11 protein-coding genes are annotated in these 15,498 nt (G+C 59.5%); 4 read left to right on the top strand and 7 right to left on the bottom strand.

Features of this window, described 5'->3' with window-relative positions:
- Positions 1-54: 54 nt before the first annotated feature.
- Complete coding sequence (locus BANAN_RS00350) at positions 55-2,811, top strand: phosphoenolpyruvate carboxylase (RefSeq protein ID WP_014697009.1); 2,757 nt, start codon at positions 55-57, stop codon at positions 2,809-2,811.
- A gap of 464 nt (positions 2,812-3,275) precedes the next feature.
- Here BANAN_RS00350 and BANAN_RS00345 read toward each other — a convergent pair whose 3' ends face one another.
- The 4 genes from BANAN_RS00345 to BANAN_RS00330 form a co-directional block, all read right to left on the bottom strand.
- Positions 3,276-4,139: an aldo/keto reductase gene (locus tag BANAN_RS00345; RefSeq protein WP_014697008.1), complete on the bottom strand. Its 864-nt coding sequence runs from the start codon at positions 4,137-4,139 to the stop codon at positions 3,276-3,278.
- A 137-nt stretch (positions 4,140-4,276) separates the two neighbouring features.
- A complete protein-coding gene (gene araA, locus BANAN_RS00340) occupies positions 4,277-5,794 on the bottom strand; it encodes an L-arabinose isomerase (protein WP_014697007.1) in 1,518 nt (505 codons plus the stop codon).
- Between the two features lie 255 nt (positions 5,795-6,049).
- Complete coding sequence (locus BANAN_RS00335) at positions 6,050-6,742, bottom strand: L-ribulose-5-phosphate 4-epimerase (protein ID WP_004219338.1); 693 nt, start codon at positions 6,740-6,742, stop codon at positions 6,050-6,052.
- Between the two features lie 55 nt (positions 6,743-6,797).
- The gene (locus tag BANAN_RS00330; RefSeq protein ID WP_004219337.1) at positions 6,798-8,411 is read right to left on the bottom strand and encodes a xylulokinase; all 1,614 of its coding nucleotides are present in this window, start codon (positions 8,409-8,411) and stop codon (positions 6,798-6,800) included.
- A gap of 336 nt (positions 8,412-8,747) precedes the next feature.
- On the opposite strand from BANAN_RS00330, the gene arfA reads away from it, so the two are divergent.
- Both arfA and BANAN_RS00320 read left to right on the top strand, forming a co-directional pair.
- Entirely contained in the window at positions 8,748-10,289 is a 1,542-nt protein-coding gene (gene arfA / locus BANAN_RS00325; RefSeq protein WP_014697006.1) for an arabinosylfuranosidase ArfA, read from the top strand.
- 117 nt (positions 10,290-10,406) lie between these two features.
- A complete protein-coding gene (locus tag BANAN_RS00320) occupies positions 10,407-11,441 on the top strand; it encodes a LacI family DNA-binding transcriptional regulator (protein ID WP_004219334.1) in 1,035 nt (344 codons plus the stop codon).
- On the opposite strand, the gene BANAN_RS00315 is transcribed toward BANAN_RS00320, so the two are convergent.
- From BANAN_RS00315 to BANAN_RS00305, 3 genes are all read right to left on the bottom strand, one after another.
- Positions 11,436-11,777, bottom strand: a complete 342-nt coding sequence (locus BANAN_RS00315) for a hypothetical protein (RefSeq protein ID WP_014697005.1) — start codon at positions 11,775-11,777, stop codon at positions 11,436-11,438. The two genes, BANAN_RS00320 and BANAN_RS00315, sit on opposite strands and share 6 nt — an antisense overlap.
- A gap of 216 nt (positions 11,778-11,993) precedes the next feature.
- The gene (locus BANAN_RS00310) at positions 11,994-12,845 is read right to left on the bottom strand and encodes an ATP-binding cassette domain-containing protein (protein ID WP_014697004.1); all 852 of its coding nucleotides are present in this window, start codon (positions 12,843-12,845) and stop codon (positions 11,994-11,996) included.
- Between the two features lie 39 nt (positions 12,846-12,884).
- Positions 12,885-14,084, bottom strand: a complete 1,200-nt coding sequence (locus tag BANAN_RS00305; RefSeq protein ID WP_014697003.1) for an ROK family transcriptional regulator — start codon at positions 14,082-14,084, stop codon at positions 12,885-12,887.
- 231 nt (positions 14,085-14,315) lie between these two features.
- Here BANAN_RS00305 and BANAN_RS00300 point away from each other — a divergent pair, with 231 nt between their 5' ends.
- Complete coding sequence (locus BANAN_RS00300; RefSeq protein ID WP_041777073.1) at positions 14,316-15,488, top strand: substrate-binding domain-containing protein; 1,173 nt, start codon at positions 14,316-14,318, stop codon at positions 15,486-15,488.
- The last annotated feature ends 10 nt before the right edge of the window (positions 15,489-15,498 follow it).

Raw genomic sequence — 15,498 nt, 5'->3', positions numbered from 1 at the left:
GAGCCGCAGAAGACCGATAGACCGAGCAACCCAATGTTTGGAGAAAGAGGTCGAATGACTGATCAAGAGCAAACGATCACGCCGGCCGATGCCACGATCGTGACGTCCGGGCTCGGCACCAAAGGTCCCGAAGAGCGCACGCTTCCCGCGACATTGCAGGAAGATATGGACTTGTGTCTGAACATTCTGCGCGAAGTGCTTTCCGAATACGACGAGAATCTCCTCAAAACGTTTGACACCGTGCGTCAATATGCCGTCGATGCCAGCGCCGAACGGTTCTCCGGCGTGCTCACCGACACCCATCCCGAGCGCGATGATCTCGAAATGGCCGTCAAGACGATCGATGCGATGAATCTGCACGACGCCCAGCTGCTCGCCCGCGCGTTCGCCACGTACTTCCATCTGGCGAATCTGTGCGAGGAAAACTACCGTGTGGCCGTGCTCCATGAGCGTGAGGCCAAGGTGGACGACACTCAGGCCATCGATCCGGTGAACGAGATGACGAAGGCATACCACCAGCTCATCTCCGAAATGGGCCCGGCCAAGGCCAAGGAGCTGCTCGAACGCCTCGAATTCCACCCGGTGTTCACCGCGCACCCCACCGAGGCGCGCCGCAAGGCCGTGGAAGGCAAGATCCGCCGCATCGCACAGCTGCTCGAAGCACACCGTCTGCTCGGCGGCTCCGACAAGAAGGAGAACAGCCGTCGCCTGTACAACGAGATTGACGCACTGTTCCGCACGTCGCCGATTGCGCTGAAGAAGCCGACGCCTGTCGAAGAGGCCGACACGATTCTCGACATCTTCGACAACACGCTGTTCCACACGATTCCGATGGTCTACCGTCGTTTCGATGACTGGGTGCTCGGCGACAAGGCCGGCATCGAGCCGCCGGCATGCCCCGCGTTCTTCCACCCGGGCAGCTGGATCGGTTCCGACCGCGACGGCAACCCGAACGTCACCGCCAAGGTGAGCCGTCAGGTGGCCCGCAAGTTCAGCGACCATGTGCTCGCCGCGCTCGAGGAGGCCACGCGTACCGTCGGCCGCAACATGACCGTCGAATCCGAGACCACGCCGCCGAGCGATGAGCTGCACACGCTGTGGAACCAGCAGAAGGAGATCAGCGAGCGACTCACCGGCAAGGCGTCGCTCATCTCCACGAAGGAACTGCATCGTGCGGTGCTGCTCGTCATGGCCGACCGCCTGCATTACACGATCAAGCGCGACACCGATCTCATGTACCACAACTGCGACGACTTCCTCGCGGATCTTCGCGTGGTGCAACGTTCGCTCGCCGAGGCCGGCGACAAGCGCGCCGCCTACGGCCCGCTGCAGGACCTCATCTGGCAGACCGAGACCTTCGGCTTCCACATGGTCGAAATGGAGTTCCGTCAGCATTCGGTGGTGCACGCGCGTGCCCTCGACGACATTCGCGAGCATGGCCTGCATGGCGAACGTGGACCGTTGCAGCCGATGACACATGAGGTGCTCGACACCTTCCGTGCCCTCGGCGCGATTCAGAAGCGCAATGGCGTCAAGGCCGCCCGTCGCTACATCATCTCGTTCACGAAGAGCGCGAAGAATGTGCGCGACGTGTACGAGCTCAACCGTCTGGCGTTCTCGAACCCGGACGACGCCCCGGTGATCGACGTGATCCCGCTGTTCGAACAGCTCGAGGATCTCGAGAACTCGGTCTCGGTGCTCGACGAGATGCTGAAGATTCCCGAGGTGCAGGCCCGACTCAAGCAGACCGGCCGCAAGATGGAGGTCATGCTCGGCTACTCGGATTCATCGAAGGACGCCGGCCCCACCACCGCCACGCTCGCGCTGCACTCCGCGCAGGAGCGCATTGCGAAGTGGGCGGACGAGAACGACATCGATCTGACGCTGTTCCACGGCCGCGGCGGCGCCGTCGGTCGCGGCGGCGGTCCGGCCAACCGCGCGGTGCTCGCACAGCCGAAGGGTTCAGTCAAGTGCCGCTTCAAGCTCACCGAGCAGGGCGAGGTCATCTTCGCCCGCTACGGCAATCCGGTGCTCGCCATCCGCCACGTCGAGTCCGTGGCCGCCGCGACGCTGTTGCAGTCGGCTCCGAGCGTGGAGAAGACGAACACCGAGATGACCGAGAAATACAAGCCGATGGCGGATCAGCTCAGCGAAGTTTCACATGAAACGTTCCTTGATCTGCTCAACAGCGAGGACTTCGCACCGTGGTTCTCGATCGTCACGCCGCTGACCGAGATCGGCTTGCTGCCGATCGGTTCCCGCCCTGCGAAGCGCGGCTTGGGAGCCAAGTCGCTCGACGATCTGCGTACGATTCCATGGATCTTCTCGTGGGCCCAGGCCCGCATCAACCTCGCCGCCTGGTATGGCCTCGGCTCCGCATGCGAGTCGTTCGGCGACCTCGCCACGCTGCGCAAGGCATACGAGGAATGGCCGCTGTTCTCCACCTTCATCGACAACATCGAGATGTCACTGGCGAAGACCGACGAACGCATCGCGAAGATGTACCTTGCACTCGGCGACCGCCCGGACCTCTCGAAGAAGGTGCTCGACGAGATGGAGCTCACACGCAAGTGGGTGCTCAAGATCGTGGGCGACGAATGGCCTCTGCAGCACCGTCATGTGCTTGGCCAGGCGATTCGCATCCGCTCCCCGTACGTCGACGCACTGTCTGTCACGCAGGTGCTCGCATTGCGTTCGCTGCGTAAGAAGGTCGACAAGGAGGAGCTCTCCGAAAGCCAGCTGGCAGGATTCATCTACCTGATTCTGTGCACCGTTTCGGGTGTCGCCGCCGGCCTGCAGAACACCGGCTGATTCTACCGATCGACAAGCATGGCAGAGCCCCGCATTCCCACAGGATTGCGGGGCTCTCCTGTTCCGCACAAGCGCCTCAACCACCGCCCCACAATCCTCACGCCTTGTGCCTCGCGCCTTGTGCCTCGCGCTTTGTACGTAATTTAGGACAAATCGCCGTCGATTATGTCTCATTTTACGCAAGGATGCGATGATCGAAACGATCGGGATTACCGAACAGATGGGATTACCGAACAAGGGGAGAACGAATGCGTAAAAGCGACAAATCAACCAGCAAATCTGTCCCATTTTACGCAAACCCGACCAGCTCTTCACCCAACCATCTTTCCCCCAATCCCCCACCCATTTCCTCTGCGTAATCTGAGACAAAAAACAGTCGATTATGTACCATTTTACGTAGGAATCAGATGATTACGTAAAAAGAGACAGTTCGATAGCGAAATCTGTCTCTTTTTACGCAGATATCAGGCGTACGTGAACGTCATCGGGTCATGGCCGGCGCGCGTGGGGCCGTCGAGCGCATCGATCTCGGCATGCTCCTGCGGAGTCAACGCGAAGCCGAACAGATCGAGATTCTCGCACTGGCGTTCAGTATGCACGGACTTGGGGATGATGATCGTACCGTTCTCGATATGCCAACGCAGAATCACCTGCGCAGGAGTCACACCATGCGCAGCGGCGATGCGCTCGACAACGCCGTTCGCGAGGTCGGCACCGCGTGCCATCGGCGAATACGCCTCGACGGCGATATCGTGCGCACGACAGTATTCCACCACAGCGCGCTGCTGCCACGTGGGGTGCAGTTCGATCTGATTGACCGTCGGGTATTCACCCGTCTCCTCATACAACCTGTCGAGGTGCTCGGGCATGAAATTGCAGACGCCGAGCGTACGTACACGGCCGTCTTCACGTAGTTTCGCGAACGCTTTCCACGTCTCACCACTGCGCCAATCGAACGGCGTGGGCCAGTGGATCATGTACATGTCCACATAGTCGAGCTGCAGCAGCTCAAGAGACCGGTCGAACGCACGCATTGCAGAATCGTAACCCTGCTCGGAATCACGCAGCTTCGTGGTCATCCACAATGATTCACGCTTCTCCCCCGTGTTGTAACCGGTCGCGGCAAGCGCACGTCCTACACCCTCCTCGTTGTTGTATCCCGCGGCGCCATCGATATGGCGATACCCTACTTCCAGCGCCGATTCAACAACCGGCACCACGCCCTCATCGTCGATGCGCAGCACGCCGAGGCCTATCTGCGGAATCCTGCTGCCGTCGTGCAGAGTGATGAGGGGAATATCTGGAGTCTGGTCAGCGAGCGTGCTCATGATGCGCCTTTCTGTGGGTTTATGACTGATGCTAGCACTGAAGCCCCGCAGTCAACATGCGGGTCATGGAAACGCCGTGCGCCGGCACCCAATGGGGGCCGGCGCACGGCAGGGGAAGGAGAGTAGGATTTGGTCAATCAGTGCTTGTTGGCGAGCTCGTGGAACATGTCCTCAATCTCGAGTTCGCGTTCGAATTCGCGCGGCGTGGTCTCGGCGTCGATCGTCGCGAGTTCGACGCCGGCGATGCGCGCGAAGTCCTCCCATGCCTCACGGCCGACCGAGGTGGTCATGCACGTGTGGTGGGAGCCGCCTGCACGCAGCCAGCATTCGGCGGAAATCTCCAGATTCGGCTCCGGCTTCCACAGCGCACGGGCGCATGGCAGCTTGTCGAGCGAGCCGAGCGGTTCGACCACATCGACCACATTCATGAGCATACGGAACCGAGTACGGACGTCGGCGAGCGAGACCACGACCGCATCCTTCTTCGGAGCCACGGTGAACACCAGACGGACCGGATCGGCCTTGCCGCCGATGCCGAGCGGATGGATCTCGAGACGCGGCTTGGCGATTGTGCCCACCGACGGCGAGACCTCAAGCATGTGCGATCCCATGATCATCTCGTTGCCCGGGGTGAAGTTATAGGAGTAGTCCTCCATGAGCGACGCACCACCCTCGAGACCGTAGCCCATCACGGCCCCGATGCGCACGAGCACTGCCGTCTTCCAGTCACCTTCGGCAGAGAAACCCCAGCCATATTCGGATGGGAAGCGCTGCGGCCCCACACCAGGCAGCTGCGGCAACGCGCCGAGGTCCTCGAAGTTGTCGACGCCCGCCGTGCAGCCATTGGCACGCATCATGTTCACCATTGCGCATTCCTCACGAGCGGCGATGAACAGCGAATCATAGTCCTTGTCCAGCAGCTCGGGCGCGATCTCGTACTTCGCCTTGTAGTCCTCGATGAGGTCCTTGATCTGGTTCTCCTTGACCGCATCGTACGCGGCGACGAGCTCGTTGACGGCCCAGGTGTTGATCGAGGCGCCAAATACACGCTCCGCCTCGGTCTTGTCGCCTTCGGTGACGGCAACGTTGCGCATATTGTCGCCCCAGCGCATCACGTTCATCGTGTTCGAGGCCTGCCAACCGGCGCAGGCGCGCGCCCACACGCCGATCTTGTCGGCCACCGCGGGATCGGTGTAATGCCCCACGACGATCTTGCGCGGGATGCCGAGGCGAGTGACAATGTAGCCGTATTCACGATCACCGTGCGCGGCCTGGTTGAGATTCATGAAATCCATGTCAATGGTCTCCCATGGAATCTCGAAATGGTGTTGGGTGTTAAGCTGCAGCAATGGCTTGCGCAGCGCCTCGAGCCCACGGATCCACATCTTCGCCGGCGAGAAGGTGTGCATCCACGTGATCACGCCGATGCATGAATCATCGGCCGAGGCGTCCACCATGAAGCGACGCACGCCGTCAGACGACTTCAGCGTGGGCTTAAGTACAAGCTTGACGGGGATGCGGCCACTCGCGTTGAGCGAATCGACAATCTCGGCGGACTGTTGCGCCACCTGTCGCAGTGCCTCCTCGCCGTACAGGTCCTGCGAACCGACGCCGAACCAGATCTCCTTGCCTTCGAACGGATTTTCCATTGCCATGTTGTTTTCCTCGCTTCATTGTGGATTGTTGGAATTGATTATGAACCGATGTGGATTGATGTGTGGATGACTCAGCTGTTTGCCCGCCCTTGCGTAATCCGGGACGAATAACCGCAGTTTCTGTCCCTTTTTACGCAAACCAACTTGCTACCTTGCCGCCTTGCTACCTTGCGTAATTCGAGACAAAAACCATGCGAATCTGTCTCTTCTTACGCAGTTGAATTTGTTTACGCAGTTGTATTGTGATGGTGCAAGTCAGTGCTGGCCATACACATTCTGGTAACGGTCATTGAGTTTATCGATGTCTTCCTGAGGAATCGGAATGATGTCGCCGAGCTGCTTGGCCGCCCACATCGTATGCGCCACCTCCTCGGTCATCGCGGCGGCCTTGACCGCGGCCTCTGCATCTTTGCCGATGGTGAATGGGCCGTGATTCTGCATGAGCACGGCCGGTGATTTCGGGTACGCCTTGAGGGTCTCGACCACACCTTCGCCAATGGCTTCCGAACCGATCAGACGGAACGGCCCCACCGGCACCGGACCACCGAACTCGTCGCCCATCATTGTCAATCCGCATGGAATATTCTGCCCGGTGGCGGCCCATGCGGTCGCATAGGTGGAATGGGTATGCACCACGCCATACACCTCCGGCATGTGGCGGTAGATGTATGCATGTGAAGCAGTGTCCGACGATGGTGATTCCGCACCGTCGACGACGTTGCCGTCGAGGTCGCACACGACCATCGAGCTCGGTGTCAGATATTCGTAACGCAGCCCTGATGGTTTGATTACCATGAGGTCAGCTGTGCGCAGACGCTGCGAAACGTTCCCTGCCGTCCAGACCACCAGATTCCACTTGATGAGCTGTTCATGCAGTGCGGCGACCACCTCCCGCACCTGCTTGACCTCCGCACGGACTTCCGGTCCATAATCCGCCAGTGTTGCCATTGTTGTTCCTTTCTGTACAGTTTCAAATACTTGCGCAGATCCGTACGCTGCAGATTCACCCACCGATTTCGACGTGCTCAACGGCACTGCGCTCCACCGGCAACGCCTTGACGAATCTGGCGAAGAATCGCTGGAATCCATCCACATCGTCCGGCCGGGGAGCTTCGGTCACCGATTCCGCCCCGGCGAACACGACATCGTCCAAATAATCTGCAAGCGTGAGATCGGCGTGACGCAAATAGTCCGCAAGCACGGCCATGCCCCACGCTCCCCCTTCGGACGCGGTGGTCATCACACGGATCGGCGTATTGAACGCCGCCGCGAGAATACGCTGCGCCACCACAGGCGTGGCGAAGATGCCACCATGGCCCACCAGCGAGTCAATCTCGACGCCCTCGTCCTCGGTCATCACGTTCATACCAATGGTCACCGGCGAGAATGCGCCAAACAGCTGTGCCCGCATGAAGTTGGCGAGCGAGAATCGCGCCTCGGGCCCCCGCACGAACAGCGGACGCCCCTCGGCGAGCCCGGCGAGAAATTCGCCGGTACGGAATGGGTAGGCGAGCAGACCACCGGCATCTGGATCCGCATCCTCGCCTATGGCCGCGCGGAACAGCTCGCCGTACAGGGTGCCGTCATCGACGTTTCGTCCGTTGAGCTGTGAGAACTGGCGGAACAGGTCCACCCATCCATTGAGATCGGCGGTGAAGTTGTTCGCATGGCTCATACCGGCCAGATCGCCCGCGGGGGTGGTCACCAAGTCCACTTCGGGGCGCAACTTGGAGAGTTTGTGCTCAAGCACAACGGTGGCGAAGATCGAGGTTCCCGCAGACACGTTGCCGGTACGACGGCGTACCGAGTTCGTGGCCACCATGCCGGTTCCGGCATCACCTTCCGGAGGAGCGAGCATCGTTCCCGGCTGAAGTACGCCAGACGGGTCGAGCAGCGCCGCACCTTCCGGCGTGAGTTCGCCGGCCGGGGTGCCCGCAACAAGCGGTTCGGGAAGCAAATCGTTGAGCTTCCACGGTTGTGCGGCGACTTCAGGCAGCGCATCGAACTGTTCAATGAATCCCTGCTCATAGGTCTTGGTGTTCGGATCAATCGGGAACATTCCGGACGCATCACCGATGCCCAGTACCTTGCGACCGGTGAGCTTCCAGTGCACATAGCCGGAAAGCGTGGTGAAATAGCGCACGGAACCGATATGCGGCTCATTGTCGAGTACCGCCTGATACAGGTGCGCGATTGACCAACGTTCCGGAATATTGTATTGGAAAAGCTCGGAGAGTTTCTCATGAGCCTCGCTCGTGTTGGTGTTCTGCCAGGTCCGGAACGGCACAAGCAGTTCACCATCCGCATCGAAAGCGAGATACCCATGCATCATCGCGGAGAAGCCAATCTGGCCGATGCGCGTGAGCTTGAGGCCGTAATCGGCCTCCACGCGGTCGGCCACATCGGCATAGACACTCTGCAATCCGCGCCAGATCTTGTCCACGTCATACGACCACAGGCCGTCCACAAGATGTGACTGCCAACCATAGTCACCGGTAGTGATCGTATTGCGCTCATCGTCGATGAGCACCGCCTTGATGCGCGTGGAACCGAATTCAATGCCCAACGACGTGCGCCCGTCACGAATGGCCTGTGCAATCGCCTTTGAATCTGCCATGGTTCCTCCTGCTTCGGGATTCAGTTCTGCAATGAACTCATGCGTCATGTATATGTTAGCGCTCACACAACCGATAACACGCCAAGGAAACCAAACTTCAATTGTTCTGAGCGAACGCCACCACACCAACACGCCGAGCAAACGGCGTCATCCCAAGCGTCAACCGACCCACGCCACCCTTTCGTCCCCACCGACCGAATATGAGCGGTACCATGAAGTACAAGGTTGTACTAACCCAACCTTCAAACCCAACCCCAATCCTTCTTCGACGACGAAGGACCCTTGCACAAAAGAACAACGTTGTACTTAGTGCGACACCGAGGAACAGGAGGCAATATGGCCGAGCATACCCCAGCACATGCCAGACTCGTGGTAGATGACGAATTCAGGGTCGGCCCGGTGCACGACCGTGTGTTCGGCTCATTTGTCGAGCATCTGGGACGCTGCGTATACACCGGCATCTATGAACCGGGGCATCCCACTGCCGATGCCGAGGGGTTCCGCCAAGACGTCATCGATCTGGTCAAGGAACTCGGTGCCACCACCATCCGCTACCCCGGCGGCAACTTTGTGTCAGGCTATCGATGGGAAGATGGCATTGGCCCAAAGGAGAACCGACCTCGTCGCCTTGATCTGGCTTGGCATTCCACCGAAACGAATCAGTTCGGGCTGCACGAAATGGTCTCATGGCTGAATAAGACCGGCGGCAACGAGTTGATGGAAGCCGTCAATCTCGGCACCCGCGGATTGCCAGAAGCACTGGATCTGCTTGAATATGCGAACGTTCCGGAAGGCACTGCCCGCTCGGAGGAACGTATTCGCAACGGCGCCGATAACCCGTTCGACATCCGCATGTGGTGCTTGGGCAATGAAATGGACGGCCCTTGGCAGCTCGGGCACAAGGACGCCGAGGACTACGGCAAGCTCGCGGCCTCGGTGGCGGCAGGCATGCGCATGTTAGACCCCGATCTTGAGCTGGTCGTCTGTGGTTCATCGAGCCATACGATGGACTCTTTCGGCAAATGGGAGGAGACCGTGCTCGAGCACACCTTCGACAAGGTGGATTTCGTTTCAGCACATGCCTACTATTTCCCGCAGCTGATGGAGAACGGCTCGCGCGACATGGCGTCGTTCCTCGCCTCCGGCGTGGATATGGATGGATTCATCAAGGATGTGGGCGCCGCCATCGACGCCACGAAGTCGCGACTCAAGAGCGACCACAACGTGTACATTTCCTTCGATGAGTGGAATGTGTGGTACCAAGAGGAGGAACCCAGCAAGAACCCGGAAGGCATAGGCAACTGGCCCGTAGCCCCTCGGCTGCTCGAGGACGTCTACACCGTGGCCGATGCCGTGGTGGTGGGTGACCTCCTCATCACATTGCTGCAAAACGCAGATCGTGTGCATGCGGCATCACTCGCTCAGCTCGTCAACGTCATCGCCCCCATCATGACCGAGCCGAATGGGCCCGCTTGGCGCCAAACCACCTTCTACCCGTTCTCCCTCACCGCAGCCTGGGCCAAGGGCGGCGATGTGCTGGAGCCCAAGATCGAGTCCGCCCAGTACCACACCAACCGCTATGGCAACGTGAACTCCACGAATGCCGTGGCCGTGCGAGGCAAAGACGGCTCGGTCTCCGTGTTTGTCACCAACCGTTCGCTGGACGATGGATGCGACTTCGAGATCAAGTTGCCGGAAGGTTTCACGCCTACCGAGCTTGATGTGAGAACGTTGCACGATGACGACATGCTGGCCACAAACACCGTGAACCATCAGGATCGCGTGGTGCCCCACCCCAACGACACCGCCTCCATCCAGGATGGCATGGTCACCGTGACCCTTCCGCCGGTGAGTTGGACCGCAATCCATCTGCGCTGACACAACGGCCCGGACCGTCGGTCTGGGCCACCGGCATCCCCGGCAACGTGCATAGTGATACGATTCAAGGCGATAGGCAATGCATAGGTAAACAGCAAGGCGCATCGGAGACCGACCATGGCAAAAGGCGTGACCATCAAGGATGTCGCGGCCGAGGCCGGCGTATCGTTCAAAACAGTCTCGAACGTGATCAACGGCACCGGCAGCATGCGTGAATCGACACGTGGACGCGTGCTTGAGGCAATGGACAAGCTGAACTACACGATCAACCTCTCGGCACGTTCACTGAAAACCGGCACAACCGGGTTGCTCGGATTGGCCATCTTCGATTTCTCCCAGCCATTCGCCTCGTATCTGGCCGATCAGATCATCGTCTGCGCGCGGGAGCATCATTACGGGGTCATCATAAACACCTACGGCCAGAATGAGCACGGCCTGGCACGGGCGATGCGACAGGCGAATAATCTGGCCGCAGACGGGTGGATCGTCTTCGCCGATCATGCAATGGGACAACACAGCAAGATGCTCGACCAAAGCTATCCTCTGGTGCTCACCGGCGACTGGGACGCCTATGGCAAGGTGGATCAGGTCACCATGCCGAACGTGGAGGCGATGCGATACACCACCAATCGCCTGCTTGATTCCGGGTACCGTTCCATCGCGCTGTTCGGCGCAGACGGCTCGCTCGGCGCAAGGCATTACCGACAAGCCACCGAGGGTACGCAGGAACTCCGCGTGCAAGGGTATATGCAGGCATACGAGGAGCATGGCATCGAGGCCCGCATGGACATGCTGTTCTCAGGTGGCTTATTGACGAGCGACAGCGGCGTTCGCGCAACGAATCTGATGATGGACCAAGGCGTGCGACCGGACGCCATCATCTGTCTCAATGACGCGATGGCGCTGGGAGCGTTGCATCAATTGCAGGTACGGGGAATCCGCGTACCCGACGATGTGCAGGTGGTGGGTTTCGACAATGTACCGGAGGCGACGTATGCGAACCCGTCTCTGACGACAATCGACCCGCATATCGACAGCTACGCGCGGCACGCGGTGGACATGCTCATCGAACGCATTCAAGGGTACGATGGCGCGAAACGCGTATACACATCCGATTTCACCTTGGTGGAGCGCTCGTCAACCAGTCTATGACCGGCGCTTCTTTGACGCGCCCTTGCGCAACGGCGACTGCCGTTCGGCCGGATGCAGCTCGGGGAAACGCGCCAGCAAGCCTCGCCGAACCACCGGAATGCGACTCACCGCCACACCCACTGCGAGAGCCGCAATTGCGAGCCACGATGCCAGATCATAGCCGAGCAGCATCAGAATGATCACGATGCCGCAGGCGAGCACGCCGCATAGCTGTTGGTATTTGACATGCCATTCCGTCAGTTCGTCTCGCTTGAACGGCAATGACCCCAGAAACACGCCCATGCCCAGGCATGCGATTGTCGCCACCACGGTGACTACGATTTCCGCTGCACCCATGCCATTCCCTTCCTTTCTTTTCCTTCTTACTTCATTGCTTCTTGCTTCTCATCCTGCGTAAAAAGAGACAAAATCAGCTGTGATTTGTCTCCAATTACGCAAGATTGAGAGAAGCTCGAATGCGCGGATTGCGTATTCAATCTGCGCAACAAATCTGCGTAATAAGGGACATATACGTCCGAGGAGTGTCTCTTTTTACGCAATGGCTCACTTCTTTCACGCAATGGTTCCATCGTGGTCCCCTCCTCGTGACGGGCGCGAGCGCGGCTCACGACCGACCTGTGTTCGCGTGCGCGACGCCCGTTCACGCAACCGAGGCAGCGGGGTGCGGGGCCTGTCCACACCGGAGATCTCCGCGATGACCTCTTCGTAGGAGGTCTCCGACGTGTTGTGCACGGCCCGGATCTCCCCGTGTCGCATCACGACGATGCGATCCGCGATTGCGAACACGTTCGGCAGATCATGGCAGACCATGATGACGCTGCGATTCGCCGATCTCAACTCGGTGATGTATTCGAGCACCTCGGCGGTCTGCGTCACCGACAGCGACGCCGTCGGCTCGTCAAGTACGACCAGACTCGGATCATTGAGCAGCGTGCGCGCAATCGCCACGGTCTGCCGCTGCCCTCCCGAAAGGGAGGATATGCTTTGGCTGGCGCGCACCGGCGTGGATAGCGTGTTGAGCACTTCGCGCGCTTTGTCGTACATGCCGGTGTCATCGCGCGCAGCAATGCCTCGCCGCAGCTCCTGCCCGAGGAAAATATTCGCCGAGACATCCAGATTCTCGCAGAACTCGGGCTGCTGGAACGCAGATGCTATGCCGAGCTCGGCCGCCTTCGCGATACCGTCTATACGCACTTGCCTGCCGCATATCGTTATGCTGCCGGAATCCGGCTGCTCGAGTCCGGCGATGACATGCACCAATGTCGATTTGCCGGCGCCGTTGTCTCCCACTATCGCAACGATCTGCCGCCTCCGCACCGCGAGGCTGACCTCCCGCAACGCTTCCACGTTCCCGTACTTCTTCGTTACGCCATGCAGTTCAATCAACGTCGACTGAACACTCATTGCCTTCCCCATTCCCGTGCGAGCTCTCCGCCTTCCAGATTATCCTTCGGACTGCGTTCCACCGTTGATCGACGCACGCTCCACCCCCTCCATCGCCAGAATCCCCGCCCCCAAAGCGGCGCTGATTTTCGGCATCTTCGCCTCAAGCACCGAGATCGGCGTCAGGGCATCCGGGAACAGCAGGCGCTGCAGGGATTCCCGGAACGGTTCGAGAAACACGTCGCCGGCCCTCGCCAACTCGCCGCCAACAACGACGAGTTCGGGGTCGACCGAGATGCACAGCGTCGAGGTCACGTTGCCAATGCGCACCGCCGCGTCGGCAATCACACGGCGGCAACCCGGGTCGCCCTCATTCGCCTTGGCCACGAGATCGTTCAATGTGAGATTGCCGTGGGTGACCGCCAACAGCGAGGTCAATCGCTGCTCATCGACCACGGTGTTCAGGCAACCGCGATTTCCGCATTGGCAGATCGATCCGAGCGGGTCCACCTGAATATGGCCGATCTCCCCTGCCAATCCGGTAATCCCACGGCGAATCTCTCCCCCTTCCACGATGCCGGCCCCGACACCGTCGCTTGCGTTCACATACACGAAGTCCTCAATGCCCGCACCGGCTCCCACACGCGCCTCGCAGAAGGCGCTCAGATTCGCATCGTTGTCCACCAGCACAGGCACGCCGAACGCCGATTCCAGCACGGCGCCGACGTCCACCTCCTCCCAGCCGGGGAGCAATCCGGGCACGGCAAGCATGTGTGAGCGCGAATCGACGGGGGCACCCAAGGCCACCCCGATGGCGAACAGCTCGCTGGGCTGCGCTCCCATCTGGTCCAGGGATTCGCGGATGAGGCGAATCACCACGTCCAGGGTCGTGTCGGGCAGATGCCGTTGGGGCAACGGATAGTAGTGGTCTGCAAACGGGGTACGCGTATCGTCGCACAGCACAACGCGCAATCCACGTCGTGTGATGGGCACCCCGGCCGCAAGTCCCTGATGGTGCGCGAGCGTCACCAACTGGGCACGTCGCCCGTTGCGCACGGTGCCCTGCGTCTCCAGCTGCCCCTCATCCACCAATTGATGCACGAGCGCCGAGATCGTAGCGGTCGACACGCCCATGATTTCGGCGAGCTCGACTTGCGTCATCGCCCCGAATTTGTGGATCGATTCCAGCAAATTGGCGCGATTCGCCTCGCGGAGGGAGCTTTGGGAGCCAAGCTTCTTCTTCGAGAATCGTCCTGCCATATCTAACAGCATAAATCCAAAACCCTCGAAATCGAAGCAAATCGGTGAGAAATGCCACAAAATGATGGCGAAAACATCGTTTTGGATTTATTGCCTGAACTCAAAACGACACAACACGCCATGTTGAGTTTGACAACTTAACTCAACATCGTATGATATGGAACTAGATCTCAACGAGATCGCGGCGATGAAGCCACCAATCACATTCCGTCAAAGGAGATGGAGCAGATGATGAAGAGCACCAAAAGGATCATAGCCCTCATCAGCGCCATTGCGATATGCGCGGGTCTCGGGGCGTGCAGCTCCACCCGTGCCGGTTTCGAACAGACCGGCGGCACGCAGAAGCTCGAAAAAGGCGCTACCATAGGCATCTCAATGCCCACGAAATCCGAGGAACGCTGGAACAAAGACGGCAACAACCTCAAAGACAAGCTCGAGAAGGCCGGCTACAAGGTCGTGCTGAACTTCGCCGACGACAAGCCGGCACAGCAGAATGCCGACATCGAGAACATGGTGAACCAGAACGCGAAGATCCTCGTCGTCGCCTCGAAGGACGGTTCGGCGGTCGGACCGGCCGTCGAGAAGGCCAGGGATGCCGGCGCGACGGTGATTGCATACGACCGACTGATCATGAACACCGATGCCGTCAACTACTACGCCACATTCCAGCTCGAACAGGTGGGCAAACTCGAGGCAGAATACCTTGTCGACCAGCTCGGGCTCAACGACGGCCAGAAGGGCCCGTTCAACATGGAACTGTTCACCGGTTCGCCCGACGACAACAATGCGAAATACTTCTTCAAGGGCGCCTGGGAAGTGCTGCAGCCATACTTCGCCAAAGGTGTGCTCGTGAACCCCTCCAAGCACGGTGGCGGCGTCACAAAGGACTTCAAGGTGGACGACTGGCAGAAGATCTCGGTGCAGTCGTGGAAGACCGAGCAGGCACAGAAAGACATGGAATCGATCCTCGACTCCACCTACGCCAGCGGACGCAAGCTCGACGCGGTGCTGACCCCATACGACGGCATTGCACAGGGCGTCATCAACGCAATCGAATCGAAGAGACCCGACATGCAGCCGGGCACTGAGAGCTGGCCTCCGATCACCGGTCAGGACGCGATGGAGATCGCGGTGTCGAACATCGCAGCCGGCAAGCAAGGCGAAACGGTGTTCAAGGATGTCAACAAGCTCGCGGATGCGGTGTACGACATGATCATCGAAATCGCCGAAGGCAAGCAGGTCACCGGCATCAACGGCAAATTCAATAACAATGTCGTCGACGTGCCATCCAAGCTGCTCAACCCTCAGAACATCACCGGAGAGAATCTCGATGAGCTGGTCAAGGCGAAATACATCACGCAGGAACGGTTTGACAAGCTCACGAAAGGCGAGGACGTCCGCTGACGCGGCATCC

This window comes from Bifidobacterium animalis subsp. animalis ATCC 25527 (genome assembly GCF_000260715.1).
GTDB lineage: Bacteria > Actinomycetota > Actinomycetes > Actinomycetales > Bifidobacteriaceae > Bifidobacterium > Bifidobacterium animalis.
Note: the sequence above shows the minus strand (reverse complement) of the source record. Positions and strands in the feature narration are given on the sequence as shown.